Source organism: Streptomyces sp. RGM 3693 (assembly GCF_050471125.1).
GTDB lineage: Bacteria > Actinomycetota > Actinomycetes > Streptomycetales > Streptomycetaceae > Streptomyces.
Window position 1 is genome coordinate 2,497,997 of the sequence record NZ_JBMPPQ010000001.1, and the last position, 19,036, is coordinate 2,517,032.

Sequence of the window (19,036 nt, forward strand, 5' to 3'; positions counted from 1 at the left end):
CACCTGATCCGGCCGGCCCCGGTGGATGAGTACGACATGGATGAGTAAGACGTGCGCCCAACTCACATTCGAGGATTCGAGTGATCACTCACGACTCCGAAGCCCGCCTCTGGCTTCTGAGCACTCCCGGCACCTCCTACGCCTTCCGGCTGGACGCCGACGACGTTCCCCGGCACGTGCACTGGGGCCGGCCGCTGACCCTGGAGCAGGCCGCCGTCATCGCGGCCGACCTGCCCGGAGAGGACCCCGGCGCCGACGACCCCGGGGGCGAGGAGTACGTGGTCGAGGGCGGCCTGCGCTTCGGGGCACCGTCGCTGACCGTCCGGTTCGGCGACGGTGTCCGCGGCTTCGAGTGGCGGTTCGTCTCGTACACGGTCGACGACGGCCGGCTCACGCTCTCCTTCACCGACCGTGTCCGCTCCCTCGTACTCGACCTGAACTACCGGATCCGGGAAGGCCATGACCAGATCGAGCGGTGGGCCGTCCTCACCGCGGACGAGCCGGTGGAGGTCCTGCGCTTCGACTCCGCCGCCTGGACGCTGCCGGCCCGCGACGACTACCGGGTCAGTCATGTGGTGGGGGAATGGGGCCGGGAGTTCCAGCTCCAGCGTGACCGGGTGCCCGTCGGGGAGACCGTGTTCACCAGCCGCCTCGGCATCACGGGACAGCACGCCGGACCCTGGCTGATGCTCGACGCGCAGGACGCCGCCGAGGAGCACGGCGAGGTATGGAGCGCGGCCCTGGCCTGGAGCGGCAGCCGCCGGATCACCCTGCGCCGCGACCCCTACGGCCGCGCCTCGTGGACCGGCGGGTTCGGACACGAGGGGCTGGTCTGGAAGCTGGGCGCCGGCGAACGTCTGGAGACCCCCGTCTTCACCGGGCTGTACGCCCCCGACGGCTTCGGCGGCACCAGCCGACGCTGGCACGCCTACGTCGAACGTGAGGTGCTGCCCGCCCGGCCGGCCGAACGCCCTTTGATCTTCAACTCGTGGGAGGCGACCGAGTTCGACATCAGCGAGAGGCAGCAGACGGAACTGGCCGACCTGGCCGCGGGGCTCGGCGTCGAGGTCTTCGTCGTGGACGACGCCTGGTTCGGCACCCGCACCAGCGACATGGCCGGGCTGGGCGACTGGTGGCCCAACCCCGACCGCTTCCCGAACGGTCTGGGCCCGCTCGCCGACCACGTCCGCGCGCTGGGCATGGGCTTCGGCCTGTGGGTCGAGCCCGAGGCGGTCAACCCCGACAGCGACCTCTTCCGTGCGCACCCTGACTGGATCCTCTGCCAGGACGGCCGTACCCGCACGCAGCGTCGCAACCAGCACGTGCTGGACTTCGCCCGCCGCGAAGTCCGCGAATGGGCGGTCGAATGGCTGGTCAGGACCGTCACCGAGCTGGACGTGGTCTTCCTCAAATGGGACATGAACCGGCCCTTCAGCGAGGCAGGGCGGCCTGGGGCCGCCGACTCCGACCGGGTCTGGATCGAGCACACGCGCGGGGTCTACGAGGTGATGGACCGGCTGCGCGCCGCCCGTCCCGGCCTGTACCTGGAGTCGTGCGCGGGCGGTGGCGGCCGGGCCGACCTGGGCGTGCTGGCCCGCGCCGACCAGATCTGGACGTCGGACAACACCGACGCCGCCGACCGGGTCGCGATCCAGCACGGCCACGGCCAGCTGCTGCCCGCCCGGACCATGGGCGCCTGGGTCACCGACAGCCCGCACAGCCTCACCGCCCGCCCGACCTCGATCCGTTACCGCTTCCATGTGTCGATGGCGGGGGCGATGGGCATCGGCGGCAACCTGCGGAACTGGAGCGAGGAGGATCTGGCCTGGGCCCGGATGCTGGTCGGGCAGTACAAGCGGATCCGACCCGTGGTGCACGGCGGTGTCCAGTACCGCCTGGAGCGCGACGCCGTGCAGTACCTCACCGAGGACGAGGTTGTCGTCTTCCAGTTCCAGCCGTCCGCGCTGACCCGCTCGGCCGCCCGCGTCCGGCTGAAGGGCCTCGACCCCGATGCCCGCTACCGGGACGAGGGCACCGGTGCCGTCCACGAGGGCGCCGTCCTGCTCAGCCACGGGCTCCCGCCGCTGCTGTCCTTCGACTGGACGAGCGAGCTGGTCCACCTCAGGAGAGTGCCCCGATGAGCCTCGCCCCCGAGCGCCGCGAGCGCCCTGAGCCGCCCGAGCTGCCCAAGGCCCTCGCCGAGCCTGTCCGCAAGGTCGGCCCGGGCTGGGTCGCCCTGTACGTCCTGGCCAACGTCGGGGTGTTCCTCCCGATGCAGGTGCCGACCACGTTCCTGATGCCCGAGCAGATCGCCCGGATCGACCCGGTGGGAAAGGTCGGCAGTTACGCCTGGGTCAGCATGATGGGCGCGATCTCGGGAATCGTCATCGCACCGCTGGCCGGCGCGCTCAGCGACCGCACCACCAGCCGGTTCGGCCGCCGCCGGCCGTGGCTGGTCGTGGGCTCGCTGGTCTGCATGGCGACGCTGGTCTTCGTCGGCATCCAGACGACGGTCGCCGGGGTCGCGCTCGGCTCCCTCGTGCTGTCCGCCTCGTTCATGATCATCGGCGCCGGACTCTCCCCGGTGGTGCCCGACCAGGTCCCGGTCGCACAGCGCGGTGTGGTGCTGGGCTGGGCCATGGTCCCGCAGGCCGGCGGCTTGATCGCGGGCGGGCTGCTGCTCGGGCTGGTCACGGGCTTCCCCGCGCAGTACATGCTGATGGCCGCATTTCCGCTGCTGATCCTGCTGTTCGCGACCATCTTGAAGGATCCGCCGCTTCCCCGCCGGCACCGCGAGCCGTTCTCGCCGCGTGCCTTCCTGGACGGCTACCGGATCAGCCCGCGCGCGCACCCCGACTTCCTCTGGGCGATGAGTTCCCGTTTCGTCATGGGCCTCGGCTACGGGACGGGCACGCTCTACCTGCCGTACTTCCTGGACGACGTCCTGCACTACGAGCAGTTGTTCCCCGGCCGGTCGACCGAGGACGGCCTGCTCATCGTGATCGGCGTCAACTGCCTGGCTACGATCTCGACCGTCGTCCTCAGCGGCTGGCTCTCCGACAAGCTGGGCAAGCGGCGCATGCTGGTCTTCCTCGGCGGCGTCACGATGGCCGTCGCCGCGGTCCCGCTCGCCCTGTCGCCCACCTGGACCATGACGTTGGTCGCGGCCGTCATCCTGGGCCTGGGCTACGGCGTGTACCTGGCTGTCGACACCGCCCTGGTCACCGAGGTGCTCCCGGCCTCGGCGGATCGCGGCAAGGACATGGCCCTGGCCAACCTGATGACTTCCCTGCCGTATGTCCTGGTTCCCCCGATCGCCTCGGTCGTGCTCGGCGGTCCGGGGGGCTACCACTCGCTGTTCCTCTGCTCCGCGGCCCTGTCCGCGCTCGGTGCGGTACTGGTCTGGAGGGTCAAGACCGTCCGCTAGCGCTCCCGCTGACCGGTCGCCAGGAGCCGGATGCGGTCGTTCAGATAGCTGTTGAGGACGTTTTTGCACTCGGTGATGAGCTGGGGATCGCCCTGCGGATCGGTACGGAAGGCCAGTTGCAGCACGCCGTCCGCGCACTCCAGGGCCACCCGCACGGCGATCTCGAGTTCGGCGTTGTCCGGGACGCCGGTCAGGGAGGCGGTCAGCGCGCGCAGCCGTCCGGCGACCGCGGTGTTGTTGTCCAGTGGCGGCTGCAGGATGTGGTCCTGTCCCACCGCACCGAAGTCGACCACGCCGAATCCGGTGATCGTCCGGCGCATGGCGACGAACTCGTCGACGGTCACCTCCACGACGCCCGAGATACCGTCGGGCGCCTCGCGCTCCAGCCGGTCCGCGACCCGCTCCAGAAAGGACTCCAGATTGCGGGCGGCGAGCGCGCCGATCAGTCCCTCCCTGTCGGAGAAGAACTGGTAAAGGGTGCCGATGGGCACCTCGGCTCGGCGTGCCACCTCCTTGGTGGTCAGCGCGGCATAGCCGACCTCGTCCAGGAGTTCGGCGCAGGCATCCAGCAGCCGTTCGAAGCGTACGACGCTGCGCTTCTGGACCGGCAGCCGGCGCGGCGTCCCTGCAGTGCGGTCTTGAGTCACGCCTTCCATCATCCCATCGGAGCGATTAACGTGAGCCCTACTCATGTTTCAGGGGGGTTGTACGTGACACTGGACCATCTGCCCGCGGACTTCGTCTGGGGCGCGTCGACGGCGTCGTATCAGGTCGAGGGCGCCACCAAGGAGGACGGTCGCGGACCGTCGGTCTGGGACACCTTCACCGCCCGCCCCGGTACGGTCCGGGACGGGCACACCGGTGACGTGGCCTGCGACCACTACCACCGGTACGAGGAGGACCTCGCGCTGATGGCCGAGGCGGGCCTCACCGGCTACCGCTTCTCCATCGCCTGGCCCCGAATCCGGCCGACCGGCAAGGGCGAGGTCAACCTCCGGGGCCTGGACTTCTACGACCGGCTGGTCGACGGCCTGCTGGCACACGGCATCGAACCCGTCCTGACCCTGTTCCACTGGGACCTCCCGCAGGGCCTCGAGGACGACGGCGGCTGGCTGAACCGCGACACCGCGCACCGCTTCGCCGAGTACGCCGCCGTCATGGCCGACAGGCTGGGAGACCGCGTCCAGAAGTGGATCACGCTCAACGAGCCGTTCATCCACATGGTGTGGGGCTACGGCCTCGGCAGCCATGCGCCGGGCCGCACCCTGTTCCTGGACTGCCTGCCGGTCGCCCACCATCAGCTGCTCGGTCATGGCCTGGCGCTGAGGGAGCTGCGGGCACGCGGCCTCCAGGTGATGATCGCCAACAACTGCACCCCGGTCTGGCCCGCCTCAGACTCCCTCGCCGACCGCGCCGCCGCGCGGGCCTATGACAGCCTGCACAACCGCCTGTTCAACGATCCGATCCTCACGGGCACCTACCCCGACCTGTCGGCCTTCGGCGCGGACGCCACTCTCGGCGGCTCCGTCCGGGAGGGCGATCTCGAACTGATCTCGGCCCCCCTGGACGCGCTCGGCATCAACTACTACAACCCGACCCGGATCCAGGCGCCGGCGTCCGAGGGGCTGCCGTTCGAAGAAGCGCCCATCGAGGGCTACCGCCGCACCGCCTTCGACTGGCCCGTCGTCCCCGACGGTCTACGGGAACTGCTCGTCGGCCTCAAGGAGCGCTACCCGGCACTCCCGCCGGTCTACATCACGGAGAACGGCTGCTCGGTCGAGGATGTCGTCGCCGCGGACGGCACCGTCCAGGACCTCGACCGCATCGACTACCTCGACACCCACCTCCGGGCCGTCGACGCCGCCGTGGCCCAGGGCGTGGACGTGCGCGGCTACTTCACCTGGACCCTGATGGACAACTTCGAATGGGCCGAGGGTTTCCACCAGCGCTTCGGACTCGTCCACGTCGACCACGACACCCAGGTGCGCACCCCGAAGGCGTCCTTCGCCTGGTACCGCAACCTCATCCGCGCGCAGCGCGGTTGAGCAGTACTCGCCGGGGTGACCCGGGCTGTGGCGGTGTGGTGGCTGTCCTCCACGCGCCGGAAGACAACCTTCAGGTAGCCGTCCGCATCGGTTCGGATCGGCTCCCGGTCGTCGGTGGTCCAATCCCATGCCGACGGCCGCAGAGCCGCGCCTGGTTCGGCGGGGACCCCGTCGTGCTGTGACTTCGACGCCGTCGCGACCCAGGAACTGGAGGCGGCGAGGGAAGGCGTAGGGGGCATTCGCCGGGTGATTGTGGAGATCGGCAGGCCCGTACCGCACGCGGCTTCGGAGCTGTCGATCCGCAAGTCCCTTGGCTTGACCGTGCTTTGATCCGCAAGAGCCTTGGAGGAACCCTCCCTTCTTGCGGATCGTGGTTCACGTGGTCCGGTGCGGTGTCGCGCGCACGCGCTCGCCGCTCGGTGTGTACGTCCTCGACCGGGCGGCCGGGATCGTCGAGGGTGGTTCCGCGGAGTGGACCGTCTCCTGTTCGAGGGTGTGCCAGCCGTCGTAGCCGTGCGCGGTCGGGTCGGCCGCGATTGCGTCCACGTTGAAGGCGCCCGCGTTCTGCGGTCGGTGCATCCCGGTATGTGCGTCATAGGCGTAACTCAGGTGCTCTGAGCCGGCTTTGGTGGAAACTGGCCGCGTCGGCGCCCTCCGTGCGCCCGCCCAATCCCATGAGAGGGGAAAGAGAAAGAAAAGGAAGGAGGCGTGGCCGGAGCCGGTTGCGCCGTGCGCCGGGCCGGTCCCGCCATTCGACCTCGTCCCTCCCGAGGGCGGCGTCACTCTGCCCAACTGGTTTTCCCTCCAATCACATCTCCCCTGGTCGCACAAGCGAAACCACGGCCAGCGCCACCCCACGGACACCGCTGTCGCCACTGCCGACAAGAGCGCGCCATCTCTACCCTCACCACCTCACATCAACGCACTTGAGATCTTCGGGACATCCGCGTCTTCTGTGCCCCAACTGTGCGCTACTCAAAGGCTTTCGGTGAGATTGACGCGCGGTACTGGAGCCGCATAACTTCCCACCCCAGTCGGCCCGCCGAACAGAAGTTCCACCGGAATTCACCGATGGAACCTCCGGAATTGGCAGCCCGGCGCTTCAGGCTCCTTACCCCCCCACCCATGGGAGCCGCCCGAGCACCATGGCCGTTCCCGGCGGCCGGCAGGCACGGGCTGCTGCCCTATGCAAGGAGACTCCGTTGCGGACCTCGCCTGGATCTCGACCGTGCTGCTCCGGCGCACTCGCCTCCGCACCCCGGCCCCTGACCACGGGCGCCCCTGGTGCAGCCCCAAGGTCCTGCCGCCCCGCGCGATAGCCAGACACCCCTCGGCCCCACCACTCGGTGGTCGCGCTGCGCCACCGACCGGTTCATTTACCTAACTCCCTTGATTTTCAGGCGATTTGTAGCACCTCCGTGCCGTAGGTCAGCAGGCCCAACGGGTCCGCCTCAACCACCACGGCCGGACCCGCCTCGCAACGAATCCGTACGAGCGCCGGCCTCCGTGACTCCGTACTCCCGAGCCCGGCACCACCGGAACCCAGGTGCACCCGCCTCCCCGCCCATCCAAGCTCCGCCGGCCGACCCTGCCGACGGCCCGTGACCCGCACCGGGTCACAGAACCTCCGCTCTCCTGAGGAGACCCCCCACATGAACCCCTCGCACAAAAAGAAGACGAACAAGACAACCCGCACCGTCATCGCCGTGGCTGCTGGCGGCGCCATCGCCGCCGTGTCCGGCGGCTTCGCCTTGGCTTCGGGTGCTCCTGACACCCCCACCGCCGCACACCACCACTTCGCACTCGGCGCCCAGCTGCCGTCCGGCGGCAAGGTGAGCACATTCGCCACGCACACCTCGCTCGTCTCCCGTCTCGCGGCCCTCTCCCCGCACGAGGACGGCGCGCCCAAGAACGTGCCGGACAGCGTGGACCTGAGCCAGTACGCGATCGCCCCAGGCAACCAGGGCCAGGTCGGCTCCTGCGTGTCCTGGGCCATCGACTACTCCGGCTACAGCATCCAGGAGAAGCAGCAGGGCATCACCACCGGCCCACAGGCACCCATGTACACCTACGCCCAGATAGTCAAGGGCAACGACCACGGCAGCACCCCGGACGCGACGTTCAGCATCGCCGAGTCGCAGGGCGTCGACTCGAAGGCGGACTACACCCAGGGCGACTTCGACTTCACCACCCAGCCGACTGACGCCGAGCGCCAGAACGCCGCGCACTGGAAGCTGTCGGGCCACACCCAGCTGCACACCGGCAACCAGATCCAGGCCGACGTGAAGCAGGCCCTCGCCGACGGCGAACCGGTCGCCATCTCCCTTCCGGTCCACCAGAGCTTCCAGGACGTCAACCAGCAGCAGGCGGCCGACTACTCGTACCAGCCCGGCGGTGCCGAGGACCCGGTCCTCGGCGGCCACGAGATCACCATCGTCGGCTACAACGACCAGGGCGTCCGCGTCGAGAACTCCTGGGGCGGCAACTGGGGCGACGGCGGCTACATCAACCTGTCCTGGGCCTTCCTCTCCAGCCAGGTCCAGGAGGCCAACGCCATCGGCAAACTCGCCCAGTAGTACCGGAAGTTCGCGCCGATGCCTGTGTGTACATGGCCGATCCCTCTCGCCACATCACGTACGCACAGCCGGTTGACGACCGCACGCCGGCTATGGGACCGGCGCTGTCTGCGAGTCTCCTACCGTTCTTCCCTCACCACGCCGTATCGCATCGTGTACGCCCGTGATCGATAGTGGGCAGCACAGTAGGGCCCGCACGGAGAAACCGTGCGGGCCTGTGATGTCTCACGGCCCGGCGGTCGGCCGAGGCGGCTCCTCCTCCGTGCACCCGTTGCCTTCGTCGCCCTCGGCTGCAGAACATCACTCGACCGTCCTCGTGAGGTGCGGAGCGGCCTCTGCCCACAGCAATCCCTGGACGAGTCGCGTTCCCCACCGCCCAATCATGATCAACAAGCAGAAGTTCGACATCTCACTCCTTACCGTGCGCGAACTCGTCAGGTCGATACGTCGCCCGCCAGCGGTCCAACGGCGTAGGGAAGTTGGCCTCTGCGCGCGGAGGGCCTGCCCGACATCCTGGAATGACGTGCGGAAATCCGGGAAACCGGCTGCCATGGCCATCCAATCCGCACACGCTATGGTGCTTCCGCAATCTGTTCAGTCGTGCGGGGAAAAGTAGGTCTCACGGTGTCCGATCTGGGACGGCTCATAGCCAACCGATACCGGCTGGCAGAGCGCGTGGGCCGCGGCGGCATGGGCACCGTATGGCGGGCCGAGGACGAACTGCTCGGCCGGCACGTCGCCGTCAAGAAGCTGCACGTCCCCCCGCACCTGCAAGACGACGAGATCCAGCGGCTCTACGAGCGCACCCGCCGCGAGGCCCGCAGCGCCGCCCGGATCACCCACCCCAACGTGATCGTGGTGCACGACGTCGTCGACGACGAGGGCCTGCCGTGCATCGTCATGGAGTACGTCCCCTCGGTCACCCTGGGCGATGTCCTGAAGCGGCAGGGCACGCTCCCTCCGGGCGAGGCGGCTGGCATCGGCCACGTCATGGCAGCCGCGCTGCGCGCCGCGCACGACGTCGGAGTGCTGCACCGGGACGTCAAGCCCGCCAACGTTCTCCTTGGGAACGACGGACGCATCGTCCTCACCGACTTCGGGATCGCGGTGGAGTCCGGATCGCCGTCGCTGACCAAGACCGGCGAGTTGGTCGGGTCGATCCAGTACCTCGCCCCGGAACGCCTCCGGAGCGGGATCGCCGAGCCCGGCCCCGCCTGCGACCTGTGGTCCCTCGGAGCGACGCTCTACCAGGCGGTCGAAGGACAGCCCCCGTTCAGCCGGGACACCGCGATCGAGACGGCGTACGCCATCGCCACCGACGCGTACGAACCGCCACGCGACGCCGGGGACCTGACCCGGGTGATCGAGGGTCTGCTGGTGAAGGACCCCGACCGGCGTATGGACGCCCACGAGGCGGAATGTCTCCTGAGCCGTGCCGCCAGAACGGGGACCGCCCCCCTCGCTCCGTCCACGCGGTCAGAACATCGGGGCGACCCCGTAGCCTCTGCGTCAAGGCGCAAGCGCGGTCGCCGCACGGCACTGTGGATTGTCGCCGCCATGGTGGCCGCCGCCACCGTGACAAGCGGCGTGCTGCTGTGGCCCAAGGGCGATGCCGATGCGGCGAGCGCCCACTCGTCCGGGGCCGACGGCTCCAGCCGCCCTACGGCCCTCAGCTCTTCCCCGCCGCCACCGCTTCCCGCCGGATACCACCTCAAGGAGGCCGGCCAGGGCTTCTCCGTACCGGTACGGGACGGCTGGACCCCCAAGAATGTGCCTGGTGGTGAGGTCGCCTACATCGACCCGTCCAGGTTGGTCGGCCTGAGGGTCGATGTCGTCGAGTTCGCGGGGTCCGATCCGCTCCAGCACTGGCGTGAGACCGAAGAGGCCCAGACCCGTCGCGACAACCCGGGCTACGAACGGGTCAGGATGGCGGCCACGACGTTCCGGGGACGGCCGGCGGCGTACTGGGAGTTCACCTTCCGGGGCCAGCGGCGGGAGTACCGGGCCGTGGAGTTGGCCTTCAGCGGCACCGACGGCACGCAGTACGTGGTCTACCTCTCCGCACCGAACGTGCAGTGGAACCAGTACCGACCGGTCTTCGACACCGCGGTCAAGGGAATCCGCGTCCACGCATAGGCTGTGCTCCCCGCGCCGAGCGGCTACCGCATGATCAGCAGCAGCCATCGCAACCGGACCCCTTGCCGCTTTGGCTGCCGTGACTGGTCGGTGGCATGGCGGACTTGGTGGCGCGGAGGCGCGCGGGACGCGGATCTCGCCTCAAGGTCCTCGTCGATGCCGAGTCGAACGCGGTCCGGCAACGTGGGCGTGATGTCAGGAAGCGAGCAGGTTGGCGAGTTCTGATCGTGAGCTGATGCCCAGCTTGGGAAATGCGCGGTACAGGTGGTGTCCGACGGTGCGTGGGCTCAGGAACAGTTGCGTCGCGATTTCGCGGTTGGTGGCCCCGGTGGCTGCGAGCCGGACGACTTCGCGTTCCTGCGCGCTCAGGCGGCTCATGGGTGAGTCGGGGGCCTCGGCCGGGTCGTGGGTCTCGCCGGTTGCCCGCAGTTCTGTGCGTGCCCGGTGGGCCCATGGCGATGTGCCCAGTTCGTCGAAGAGTTCCATCGCGGTGCGCAGGTGGTCGCGGGCGTCGAGCTTGCGTCGCGAGCGGCGTAGCCACTCGCCGTAGAGCAGTTCGGTGCGGGCCCGGTCGAAGTCGCTGCCGTCGTGGTGCAGGTTCAAGGCGGCCAGATAATGCTGCTCGGCCTGTGTGTCCGGGCTGGTCAGGGCCGCACAGCGGCGGGCTTGCGCCGCGAAGTGGGTCTGCTGGAGGTCGGCCGCCCATGTCGTGAGCTGTTGCGCGGGCTCCTGCGCGCGCTCCGGGTGGCCGGCGCGAACGGCGGCCTCGATCAGGTCTGGCAACAGGGGGCGCGCCAGGAGGGGGTGACCCGCCGCCTGCCGGGCCGCGGTCAAGTGTTCCAGCGCGGCCTGGGCTCGCCCGAGGCCGAGGTCGAGGAGCCCCAGCGCCCTCAGCGCCTCCGCCGTGGCCCGTCCGACGTTGCGGGGACGGGTGTAGTCCAGTGCCTGGTCGGCCAGTTCCCGAGCCGACGCCTCCTCCCCTCGAACGGCGACGAGGAGCGCCAACAGGGCGCGCAGGTGGGCGGCTCGGTGGTCCAGGTCGTAGCCGTCGGCCAGCGTCAGTGCTTCGGTTGCGTGTGCGTGCGCGTCGTCGTGTCGGCCGAGCGCCAGTTCCACTTGGGCGCGCAGATGCAGCATGGTGGGCAGCCATCCGCCGATGCCCTGCTCGCGGCAGTGGGTGACCGCGGCGACGGCCAGTTCGTGTGCGGCCGCGTGGTCGGCGACCAGATGGCAGTAGATCCCGGTCATCAACCGGTCCATGAGTCCACTGTCGGCGAGCCGACCGGCCCGCACCAGATCGTCCAGTGTCCGACGTGCGCCGGGGAGGTTGCCGGCAAGCAGGTGGGCGGGTACGGCCAGCACGGGAAGGAGGGGCGTACGGACGCTGATCTCGGCTATGAGGGCTGGGTCGCCGGCGGCGAAAGCCGCGTGGATCGCGTCGGTCAGCAACGGGGCGATCTTGTCCGGGCGTTCGGTTGCGACCGCGTCCGCGCAGTCGGCCAGGATGCGGGCGGCTTGACCGGGGCTGCCGTAGCCCAGTTCGACCACGGAGCGAACGCGGGCGAAGTCCGCTGCCATGCCCGGGTCTGGAGTGGCAGCGGCACCCGTTCGGTGAGGTCGCGGCACCGTTCGTCCTGGCCGGCCTCGCTCGCCTTTTGCGCGGCGTTGAGCAGCCGGCGGGCGCGTTGCTGTGTATCGGCGGTGAGGTGGGCGGCTCGCTCGTACGCGGCGGAGCCATGAGGCGTTCAGGGTGCACGGAGCGTTCTCCCCGGCGTCGGTGAAGCAGCAGGTCCGCCGGGTGCCCGCCCACCAGTGCGGTCCGCTCCAGGCCGGTGATGCCTTGTCCGGTGCTGACGCCGTCCTGGCGTGACCAGACACAGCGCGCACACGGAGACTTGCTGCGGCCGGCTGGTGTACGGGTGTAGGCGGGACGGAGCGTGACGGCCGGCGCGGGGGCTCATCGGGTGGCCGGTCAACCTTCCGACGGCCGCCGTATCTGGGGCACTTCATCGGCCGGGCCGACGGCTTCCCGGCTCACACGCTAAGGGGAGTAACCGGCGATATATTCAAGGGCGGCGAGATCGTCGCCTATCAGGATCAGAACGGTATTAGGGATTGCGTCAGTTGTCTTGAATGCTGCCGGGTATATCTCTTCCGATTCCTTTCTGGGGTGGCGTGTGCTGTGCTACACTTTCACCCCAACGCACCCTCGATGAGTATCCAGTTGATCTGGAGAGTGGAACGCCGAACGGAGAGAATCCTTTCGTTCAGGAGGCCGCCATGAGTCGAAGAGATTCTCTGGAGCATGACGACTAATAACTTTGGGCAGAAGCTGAGGTCGCTTCGACTCCAGCGGGGTCTCTCTCAAAACGACCTGGCCGAACCAGGGTTGTCCGCTGGTTACATCAGCTTGCTGGAGAATGGAAAGAGACCTCCGACCTCCGAGGTGATATTGAGGATCGCCGCACGGTTGGATGTCTCTCCGGAGGTTCTGTCCAGCGCCCAAGAGGTCTCGGCGCAGCCGCGTGCAACCGATATCGCCGAACCTGATTATGCAACTCAAATCAGCCTGTTGCAGGGCGATTTGGCGTTTGCCGACGGAGATATTTCAGCGGCTTGTGACATCTTCGAGGCGGCGCTGGAGAATGCCGTTCACTCGGTAGCGGACCAGATGGAGGCGATCCATAGACTGGCGCACGCCTGTGAGCATCTCGGTGAGCTGGACAGAGCGGTCGAACTCTATCGACAATGGCTCGATCTCCATCAACGGCAGCGCGGTTCGGGATGGGTTCACAAGTGGCTCGTCTGCGCAACGGCCCTGACGAGGTGCATGCTGGAGCTTGGTCGGCTGGACGAGGCAGTGACATTCGGCGTCGAGTCCCTGGCGCAGGCACGGACTCTGGGAGTTCATGAAACGCCTCCTGCCGTTGAACTGGCGAGCAGCGTGCAGTACACCCATCATTGCCGCGGAGACGACGGCCGGACGGATATCGATTCCGGAGCGGTTGAAGAGGCTGCTACAGCGTTCCTCTCCCGTGACGTTCAGGTGGCGGCGTATTCCGAGGCTGCCCGGGCCGCGGAGGAGAACGGCGATCAGGAGAGCGCCCACGCCCTTCTCGTCGAGGCTCTCCATACGAAGGTCATGGAAAGCCGTGCAGTTGCCGCCGATCGCGTCGCCGTGACCGCCATGGCGCATATCTCGTACCAGGGTGGGCGGATTCCGGCGCAGCTGCAGTTGGATGTGCGCCCGGCCGTGCAACGCCTTCAGGGACACGGCACCGCGGTCGACGCAGCACTGGGCACAGCGGGATTCGCCAACATCCTGCTGAACAGCGGGGAATCAGAGGAGGCTCACCGCACGGCCACCGAGGCGTTGGCCACCATGCCTGCGGCGTACCGGTTGAGCCGGGCGCAGACGGTGTTGACCATCGGCCGGGCGCTTCGCGACCTGAGTCAGTACCAGCAGGCGCAGGACTCCTACGAGAGCGCATCCGCCCTGTTGATCGATATGGGACTCGGCTGGCTGGGAGCGAACGCGCTGTTCGAGCTTGCGGAGATGCTGGAACACGCGGGTGACGCCTCCGGCGCGCTGTCGGTCTACCGCACCGCGTCGAAGACGCTGAGAGTCCCCCGCGGTACCTGAACTTCGGCGCGGTATTCGCATGGGATGGAACCGTTTCGCGCGGTTCTTCTGTTCCGCCGTACTTCGAACCGGGGTATAACGGTGGCTGCCCTGGCCAGGACACTCCCGGACGGAACCATCCCATGCTCGACTTGGCGATCATGGGCTTCCTCGCTGAAGCCCCACTTCATGGCTATGAGCTGCGCACGCGCGTTGCTCAGCTGACCGGCCACGTGCGCCCGGTCAGTGACGGGTCGCTCTATCCGGCGATCAATCGGCTGGAACGTCATGGATTCCTGACGCGTCACCTGGAACATGGAGCTACGGGGAGCGTACGTCAGCGGCATACGTTGTCGTTGACGAGCCGAGGCAAGGATCAGCTGCTCGAGCGATTGCGGAACCCCGGCGAGAAGTTCATCACGGATCGCAATCGGTTCAATGTGGTGCTTGCCTTTCTCGGTCATGTACCGGACGTGCGGGAGCAGGCCGTGGTGCTGCAACGTCGCCGGGATTTCCTCGACCAGCCCGCCAGCTACTTCACCCAGGGCGGCAAGCTGGTCCGCGCAGCGGACACACCTGACAGATACCGGAAGGGCATGCTCCAGGTTTCCAGGGAATCGCGTCGGGCCGAAATCGCCTGGCTGGACACCGTACTTGCCGAACTCTCAAGCGAAGCGAGTAGGGCATGAGCCGCCGCAACCTGTGATTCTCCGCAGTCACCCGTGGCGCATTGCCGCCATCGGGCCATGATTCCCTTGACGTCGACGTCAGTTCGAGCGGTGCCATTCCTGGAGCGCCCGTACTTCGGGTTCCGTTGCGCTGGCCTCTTCGATGCCTCGGACGACTGCCTCGGCAGCCTCGATGGTGGTGACACAGGGGATGCCCCGCGAGACGGCCGCGGAGCGGAGTTCACGTTCGCCGGCGTGCGCGGGTTGTTGGCCATGGGAGGTGTCGATGACGAGCTTGATGTCATTGTCCTGAATGCGCCGGGCGTACTGCTCTTCGCCGTCACCGCCCTTCATTACGGCTACGTCCAGCCCGTTGCGGTACAGGAATGCCGCGGTGCCCTGCGTGGCCAGGATGCGAAAGCCCAGACCGGCGAGGCGCCGGGCCAGGAGGACGCCGAGGCTCTCGTCCCGGTCGCCCAGGGAGAGCATGACGCAACCCTGCACCGGCATCGCCCCGTGAACCGCGATCTGGCTCTTCGCATAGGCCCGTCCGAAAGTGACGTCGATGCCCATGACTTCGCCGGTCGATTTCATTTCCGGGCCGAGCAGGGGATCGATGCCGCGACCTTCGGGGGTGCAGAACCGGTGGAACGGCAGGACGGCTTCCTTGACGGCGATCGGGGCACGGGCGGGCAGGGCCGCGCCGTCTCCGGTGGCCGGTAGGACGCCCTCATCGCGCAGGTCGGCCAGGGTGGCGCCGAGCATGATGCGTGAGGCGGCCTTGGCCAGGGGCACGGCCGTCGCCTTGGACACGAAGGGCACGGTACGGGAAGCGCGCGGGTTGGCCTCCAGGACGTACAGGACGCCGTCCTTGAGGGCGTATTGGACGTTGAGCAGGCCGTGCACGCCGATGCCGCGTGCGAGGGCTTCGGTGGAGCGGCGGACCGCGTCCACCTCCTGCCTGCCGAGGGTGGGGGGAGGCAGGACGCAGGCGGAGTCGCCGGAGTGCACGCCGGCCCGTTCGATGTGCTCCATGATGCCGCCGAGGTAGACCTCGCGGCCGTCACAGAGCGCGTCGACGTCGATCTCGATGGCGTTGTCCAAGAAGCGGTCCACCAGCACCGGGTGTTCGGGGGCGATCTCGGTTGCCCGGTTGATATAGCTCTCCAAGGAGGCTTCGTCATGGACGATCTCCATCCCGCGCCCGCCCAGCACGTAGGAGGGGCGCACGAGCACCGGATAGCCGATGTCGTCGGCGATGCGCTTCGCCTCGGCGAAGCTGGCGGCGGTGCCGTACGGGGGTGCGGGCAGCCCGGCGGCGGCCAGGACCTTCCCGAACGCACCACGGTCCTCGGCGAGGTCGATCGCCGTGGGCGAGGTGCCCAGGACCGGCACTCCGGCGTCGGCGAGCCGGTGCGCCAGACCGAGCGGAGTCTGGCCACCGAGCTGGACGACGACGCCGGCCACGGTGCCCGAGGTCTGTTCGGCGTGCACCACCTCCAACACGTCCTCGAACGTGAGCGGTTCGAAGTACAGGCGGTCGGAGGTGTCGTAGTCGGTGGAGACGGTTTCAGGATTGCAGTTGACCATCACCGTCTCGTAACCGACCTCGTGCAACGCCATGGCGGCATGGACGCAGGAGTAGTCGAACTCTATGCCCTGCCCGATGCGGTTGGGCCCGGAGCCGAGGATGATCACCTTGGGCCGCTGCCGCTGCGCGGCGACTTCGCTCTCGGCGCCGGGGTCGGACTCGTAGGCCGCGTAGTGGTAGGGAGTCCTGGCGGGAAATTCGGCCGCGCAGGTGTCGACGGTTTTGAACACCGGCCGCACGCCCAACTGGTGCCGCAGCGAACGCACTCGGTCCTCGTCGGCCAACTCGGGTCGCAGCAAGGCGATCTGGCGGTCGGAAAGGCCGGCACCCTTGGCGCGACGCAGTAGCGTGGCATCCAGCACCGGCGCGTGGGCCACCTCGGCGCGCAGGTCGACCAGCGCAGCGATCTGGTCGAGGAACCACGGGTCGATGCCCGAGGCTTCGTGCACCTGCCGCACGGTGGCGCCCTGCCGCAGGGCCCGTTCCACGGTGTACAGCCGACCGTCGTGCCCTGTCCGCAGCGCCTTCAGGGTGCTTGCGAGAGAGACGCCCTCGGGGGCGCGCCCGGTCCACACGCCCGCGCCCGGGGTCTCCATCGACCGTAGTGCCTTGCCGAGAGCTTCGGGAAAGCTGCGGCCTATCGCCATGGCCTCGCCGACGCTCTTCATCGTTGTGGTCAGGCCCGCATCCGCGGTGGGAAATTTCTCGAACGCGAACCGGGGTACCTTGACCACCACGTAGTCCAGGGTCGGCTCGAAGGACACGGGGGTCTCGCCGGTGATGTCGTTGCGTATCTCGTCCAGGCTGTAGCCGATCGCCAGCTTCGCGGCGATCTTGGCGATCGGGAATCCGGTGGCCTTCGACGCCAGCGCCGATGACCGCGACACCCGCGGGTTCATCTCGATGACCACCATCCGCCCGGTTTCCGGGTGAACGGCGAACTGGATGTTGCAGCCGCCGGTATCGACGCCGACCGCGCGCAGCACCGCGATGCCCATGTCGCGCATGTGCTGGTATTCGCGGTCGGTCAGCGTCATCGCGGGTGCCACCGTCACGGAGTCGCCGGTGTGCACGCCCATCGGGTCGACGTTCTCGATCGAGCAGACCACCACCACGTTGTCCTGGTGGTCGCGCATGAGCTCGAGCTCGTACTCCTTCCAGCCGAGCACGCTCTCTTCGATCAGCACCTCGTGCACCGGGGACTCAGCGAGCCCCAGAGCCGCCATCCGTCCCAGCTCCTCGGTGGTGTGCGCCATGCCGGAGCCGAGGCCGCCCATGGTGAACGACGGCCGGATCACTACCGGCAGAGCGTGTTCGGACACAAAGGCCCGCACCTCGTCCATCGACCGGCACACCGCGGACTCCGGCACCTGGCCCCCGACGGCGCGCACGATGTCCTTGAACCGCTGCCGGTCCTCCCCCCGGCGAATCGCCTCGATGTCCGCGCCGATCAGTTCCACCCCGTATTTGGCGAGCACCCCGCGCTCGTGCAGCGCCACCGCGGTATTCAGCGCCGTCTGGCCACCCAGGGTGGCGAGGAGCGCGTCCGGGCGTTCCGCCTCGATGACCTTCTCCACGAACTCCGGCGTGATCGGCTCGATATAGGTGGCGTCGGCGAACTCCGGATCGGTCATGATCGTCGCCGGGTTCGAGTTCACCAGCGATACCCGGATGCCCTCGGCGCGTAGAACCCGGCACGCCTGCGTGCCGGAATAGTCGAATTCACATGCCTGTCCGATCACGATCGGGCCTGAGCCGATGACCAGGATGTGCCCGATGTCGGTCCGCTTAGGCATCCATGTCCCCCTCCATGAGCTTTACGAACAGATCGAACAGCGGCGCGGCGTCGTGCGGGCCGGCAGCGGCCTCCGGGTGGTACTGGACGGAGAACGCCGGACGCTCCAGCAGGCGCAGGCCCTCCACCACTCCGTCATTGGCGCAGTGATGCGAGACCTTCGCCCGGCCGAATGCGGTGGTGAATTCCTCGCCCGGTTCCCCTTCCACGGCGAATCCGTGGTTCTGCGACGTGATCGATACCCGGCCCGTGGCAGCGTCGATGACGGGAATGTTGATGCCACGATGTCCGTAGCGCAGTTTGTAGGTACGGCGCCCCAGCGCGCGCCCCAGAATCTGGTTGCCGAAACAGATCCCGAACAGCGGCAGTCCACGGTCGAGGACCTGCTGTACCAACGCCACCTGCGCATCGGCGGTCGCCGGATCGCCCGGCCCATTGGACAGGAACACCCCGTCCGCGCCAAGTGCGAGCACCTCCTGAGGCGTCGCCGTCGTCGGCAGCACGTGAACCTCCACACCGCGGTCCGCCATCATCCGCGAGGTGCTGGTCTTGATCCCCAGATCCAGCGCGGCCACCGTGAAACGCTTCCTGCCCCGGGCAGGCACCACGTAGGGCGCGTCCGTGGTGACCTCTCCCGAGAGATCCGCGCCGGCCATCGCCCGGCCGGCCCGGACTCGCTCGACCATCTCCGTCCGCGGGGCCAGCGCGGCACCGGAAAACACTCCGCCGCGCATCGCGCCGAACTGCCGCACATGCCGCGTCAGTGAGCGGGTGTCGATCCCGGCGATGCCGACCACTCCCTCGCGGGCCAACGCCTCTTCGAGAGGGCAACGTGAGCGCCAGTTCGACGGCGCCCGTGTCGGTTCCCGCACCGCGTAGCCGGCCACCCAGATCCGCTGCGACTCGTTGTCCTCGTCGTTCCACCCCGTATTGCCGATGTGTGGCGCCGTGGCCACCACGATCTGGCGGTGGTACGACGGGTCGGTCAACGTCTCCTGATAACCCGTCATTCCCGTGGTGAACACGACTTCGCCCAGGCACGACCCCTCGCGTCCGAATGCCTCACCGCCGAAGACCCGGCCGTCCTCCAGCACCAGTGCCGCTGCGGCTCTAGCCATTTCCATCCTCTTCACAGACGGGATTCATGGAATCTCCACCAGCCACGTGAGATGAGTT

12 protein-coding genes are annotated in these 19,036 nt (G+C 68.2%); 7 read left to right on the forward strand and 5 right to left on the reverse strand.

The window, feature by feature from the left end:
- The first annotated feature begins 80 nt into the window (after positions 1 to 80).
- Together ACO0M4_RS10690 and ACO0M4_RS10695 are read left to right on the forward strand one after the other, a co-directional pair.
- Positions 81 to 2,141 (forward strand): alpha-galactosidase, encoded by a 2,061-nt coding sequence (locus tag ACO0M4_RS10690; protein WP_430369612.1) that lies wholly within the window; start codon positions 81 to 83, stop codon positions 2,139 to 2,141.
- Positions 2,138 to 3,427, forward strand: a complete 1,290-nt coding sequence (locus tag ACO0M4_RS10695; protein ID WP_430369614.1) for an MFS transporter — start codon at positions 2,138 to 2,140, stop codon at positions 3,425 to 3,427. The genes ACO0M4_RS10690 and ACO0M4_RS10695 overlap by 4 nt, the downstream gene beginning before the upstream one ends.
- On the opposite strand, the gene ACO0M4_RS10700 is transcribed toward ACO0M4_RS10695, so the two are convergent.
- A complete protein-coding gene (locus tag ACO0M4_RS10700; protein ID WP_430369615.1) occupies positions 3,424 to 4,074 on the reverse strand; it encodes a TetR/AcrR family transcriptional regulator in 651 nt (216 codons plus the stop codon). The two genes, ACO0M4_RS10695 and ACO0M4_RS10700, sit on opposite strands and share 4 nt — an antisense overlap.
- 63 nt (positions 4,075 to 4,137) lie before the next feature.
- Between ACO0M4_RS10700 and ACO0M4_RS10705 the strand changes: the two genes are divergently transcribed.
- On the forward strand, positions 4,138 to 5,472 hold the full coding sequence (locus tag ACO0M4_RS10705) for a GH1 family beta-glucosidase (RefSeq protein ID WP_430369616.1): 1,335 nt from the start codon (positions 4,138 to 4,140) through the stop codon (positions 5,470 to 5,472).
- 375 nt (positions 5,473 to 5,847) lie between these two features.
- On the opposite strand, the gene ACO0M4_RS10710 is transcribed toward ACO0M4_RS10705, so the two are convergent.
- A complete protein-coding gene (locus tag ACO0M4_RS10710; protein WP_430369618.1) occupies positions 5,848 to 6,051 on the reverse strand; it encodes a hypothetical protein in 204 nt (67 codons plus the stop codon).
- A gap of 1,073 nt (positions 6,052 to 7,124) precedes the next feature.
- On the opposite strand from ACO0M4_RS10710, the gene ACO0M4_RS10715 reads away from it, so the two are divergent.
- A complete protein-coding gene (locus tag ACO0M4_RS10715; protein WP_430369620.1) occupies positions 7,125 to 8,048 on the forward strand; it encodes a C1 family peptidase in 924 nt (307 codons plus the stop codon).
- A 624-nt stretch (positions 8,049 to 8,672) separates the two neighbouring features.
- Complete coding sequence (locus ACO0M4_RS10720) at positions 8,673 to 10,184, forward strand: serine/threonine-protein kinase (protein ID WP_430369622.1); 1,512 nt, start codon at positions 8,673 to 8,675, stop codon at positions 10,182 to 10,184.
- A 195-nt stretch (positions 10,185 to 10,379) separates the two neighbouring features.
- Here the strand turns inward: ACO0M4_RS10720 and ACO0M4_RS10725 are convergent, their stop codons facing one another.
- Positions 10,380 to 11,762, reverse strand: coding sequence for a helix-turn-helix transcriptional regulator (locus ACO0M4_RS10725; RefSeq protein ID WP_430369624.1), 1,383 nt, complete (start codon positions 11,760 to 11,762; stop codon positions 10,380 to 10,382).
- A gap of 727 nt (positions 11,763 to 12,489) precedes the next feature.
- Here ACO0M4_RS10725 and ACO0M4_RS10730 point away from each other — a divergent pair.
- Both ACO0M4_RS10730 and ACO0M4_RS10735 read left to right on the forward strand, forming a co-directional pair.
- Positions 12,490 to 13,827, forward strand: coding sequence for a helix-turn-helix domain-containing protein (locus ACO0M4_RS10730; protein ID WP_430369626.1), 1,338 nt, complete (start codon positions 12,490 to 12,492; stop codon positions 13,825 to 13,827).
- A 122-nt stretch (positions 13,828 to 13,949) separates the two neighbouring features.
- The gene (locus tag ACO0M4_RS10735) at positions 13,950 to 14,495 is read left to right on the forward strand and encodes a PadR family transcriptional regulator (RefSeq protein WP_430369628.1); all 546 of its coding nucleotides are present in this window, start codon (positions 13,950 to 13,952) and stop codon (positions 14,493 to 14,495) included.
- 78 nt (positions 14,496 to 14,573) lie between these two features.
- Here the strand turns inward: ACO0M4_RS10735 and carB are convergent, their stop codons facing one another.
- Together carB and carA are read right to left on the reverse strand one after the other, a co-directional pair.
- On the reverse strand, positions 14,574 to 17,861 hold the full coding sequence (gene carB, locus ACO0M4_RS10740) for a carbamoyl-phosphate synthase large subunit (protein WP_430369630.1): 3,288 nt from the start codon (positions 17,859 to 17,861) through the stop codon (positions 14,574 to 14,576).
- Positions 17,854 to 18,984: a glutamine-hydrolyzing carbamoyl-phosphate synthase small subunit gene (carA, locus tag ACO0M4_RS10745; protein ID WP_430371337.1), complete on the reverse strand. Its 1,131-nt coding sequence runs from the start codon at positions 18,982 to 18,984 to the stop codon at positions 17,854 to 17,856. Before carA ends, carB begins: the two co-directional genes overlap by 8 nt.
- Positions 18,985 to 19,036: the final 52 nt, after the last annotated feature.

Excerpts from the sequence above, each read along its gene's own strand:
- ACO0M4_RS10695 (WP_430369614.1), top strand. The coding sequence starts at position 2,138 with ATGAGCCTCGCCCCCGAGCGCCGCGAGCGCCCTGAGCCGCCCGAGCTG.
- ACO0M4_RS10710 (WP_430369618.1), bottom strand. The coding sequence starts at position 6,051 with ATGCACCGACCGCAGAACGCGGGCGCCTTCAACGTGGACGCAATCGCG.
- ACO0M4_RS10715 (WP_430369620.1), top strand. The coding sequence starts at position 7,125 with ATGAACCCCTCGCACAAAAAGAAGACGAACAAGACAACCCGCACCGTC.
- ACO0M4_RS10725 (WP_430369624.1), bottom strand. The coding sequence starts at position 11,762 with ATGGCAGCGGACTTCGCCCGCGTTCGCTCCGTGGTCGAACTGGGCTAC.
- ACO0M4_RS10730 (WP_430369626.1), top strand. The coding sequence starts at position 12,490 with ATGACGACTAATAACTTTGGGCAGAAGCTGAGGTCGCTTCGACTCCAG.
- ACO0M4_RS10735 (WP_430369628.1), top strand. The coding sequence starts at position 13,950 with ATGCTCGACTTGGCGATCATGGGCTTCCTCGCTGAAGCCCCACTTCAT.
- carB (WP_430369630.1), bottom strand. The coding sequence starts at position 17,861 with ATGCCTAAGCGGACCGACATCGGGCACATCCTGGTCATCGGCTCAGGC.
- carA (WP_430371337.1), bottom strand. The coding sequence starts at position 18,984 with ATGGAAATGGCTAGAGCCGCAGCGGCACTGGTGCTGGAGGACGGCCGG.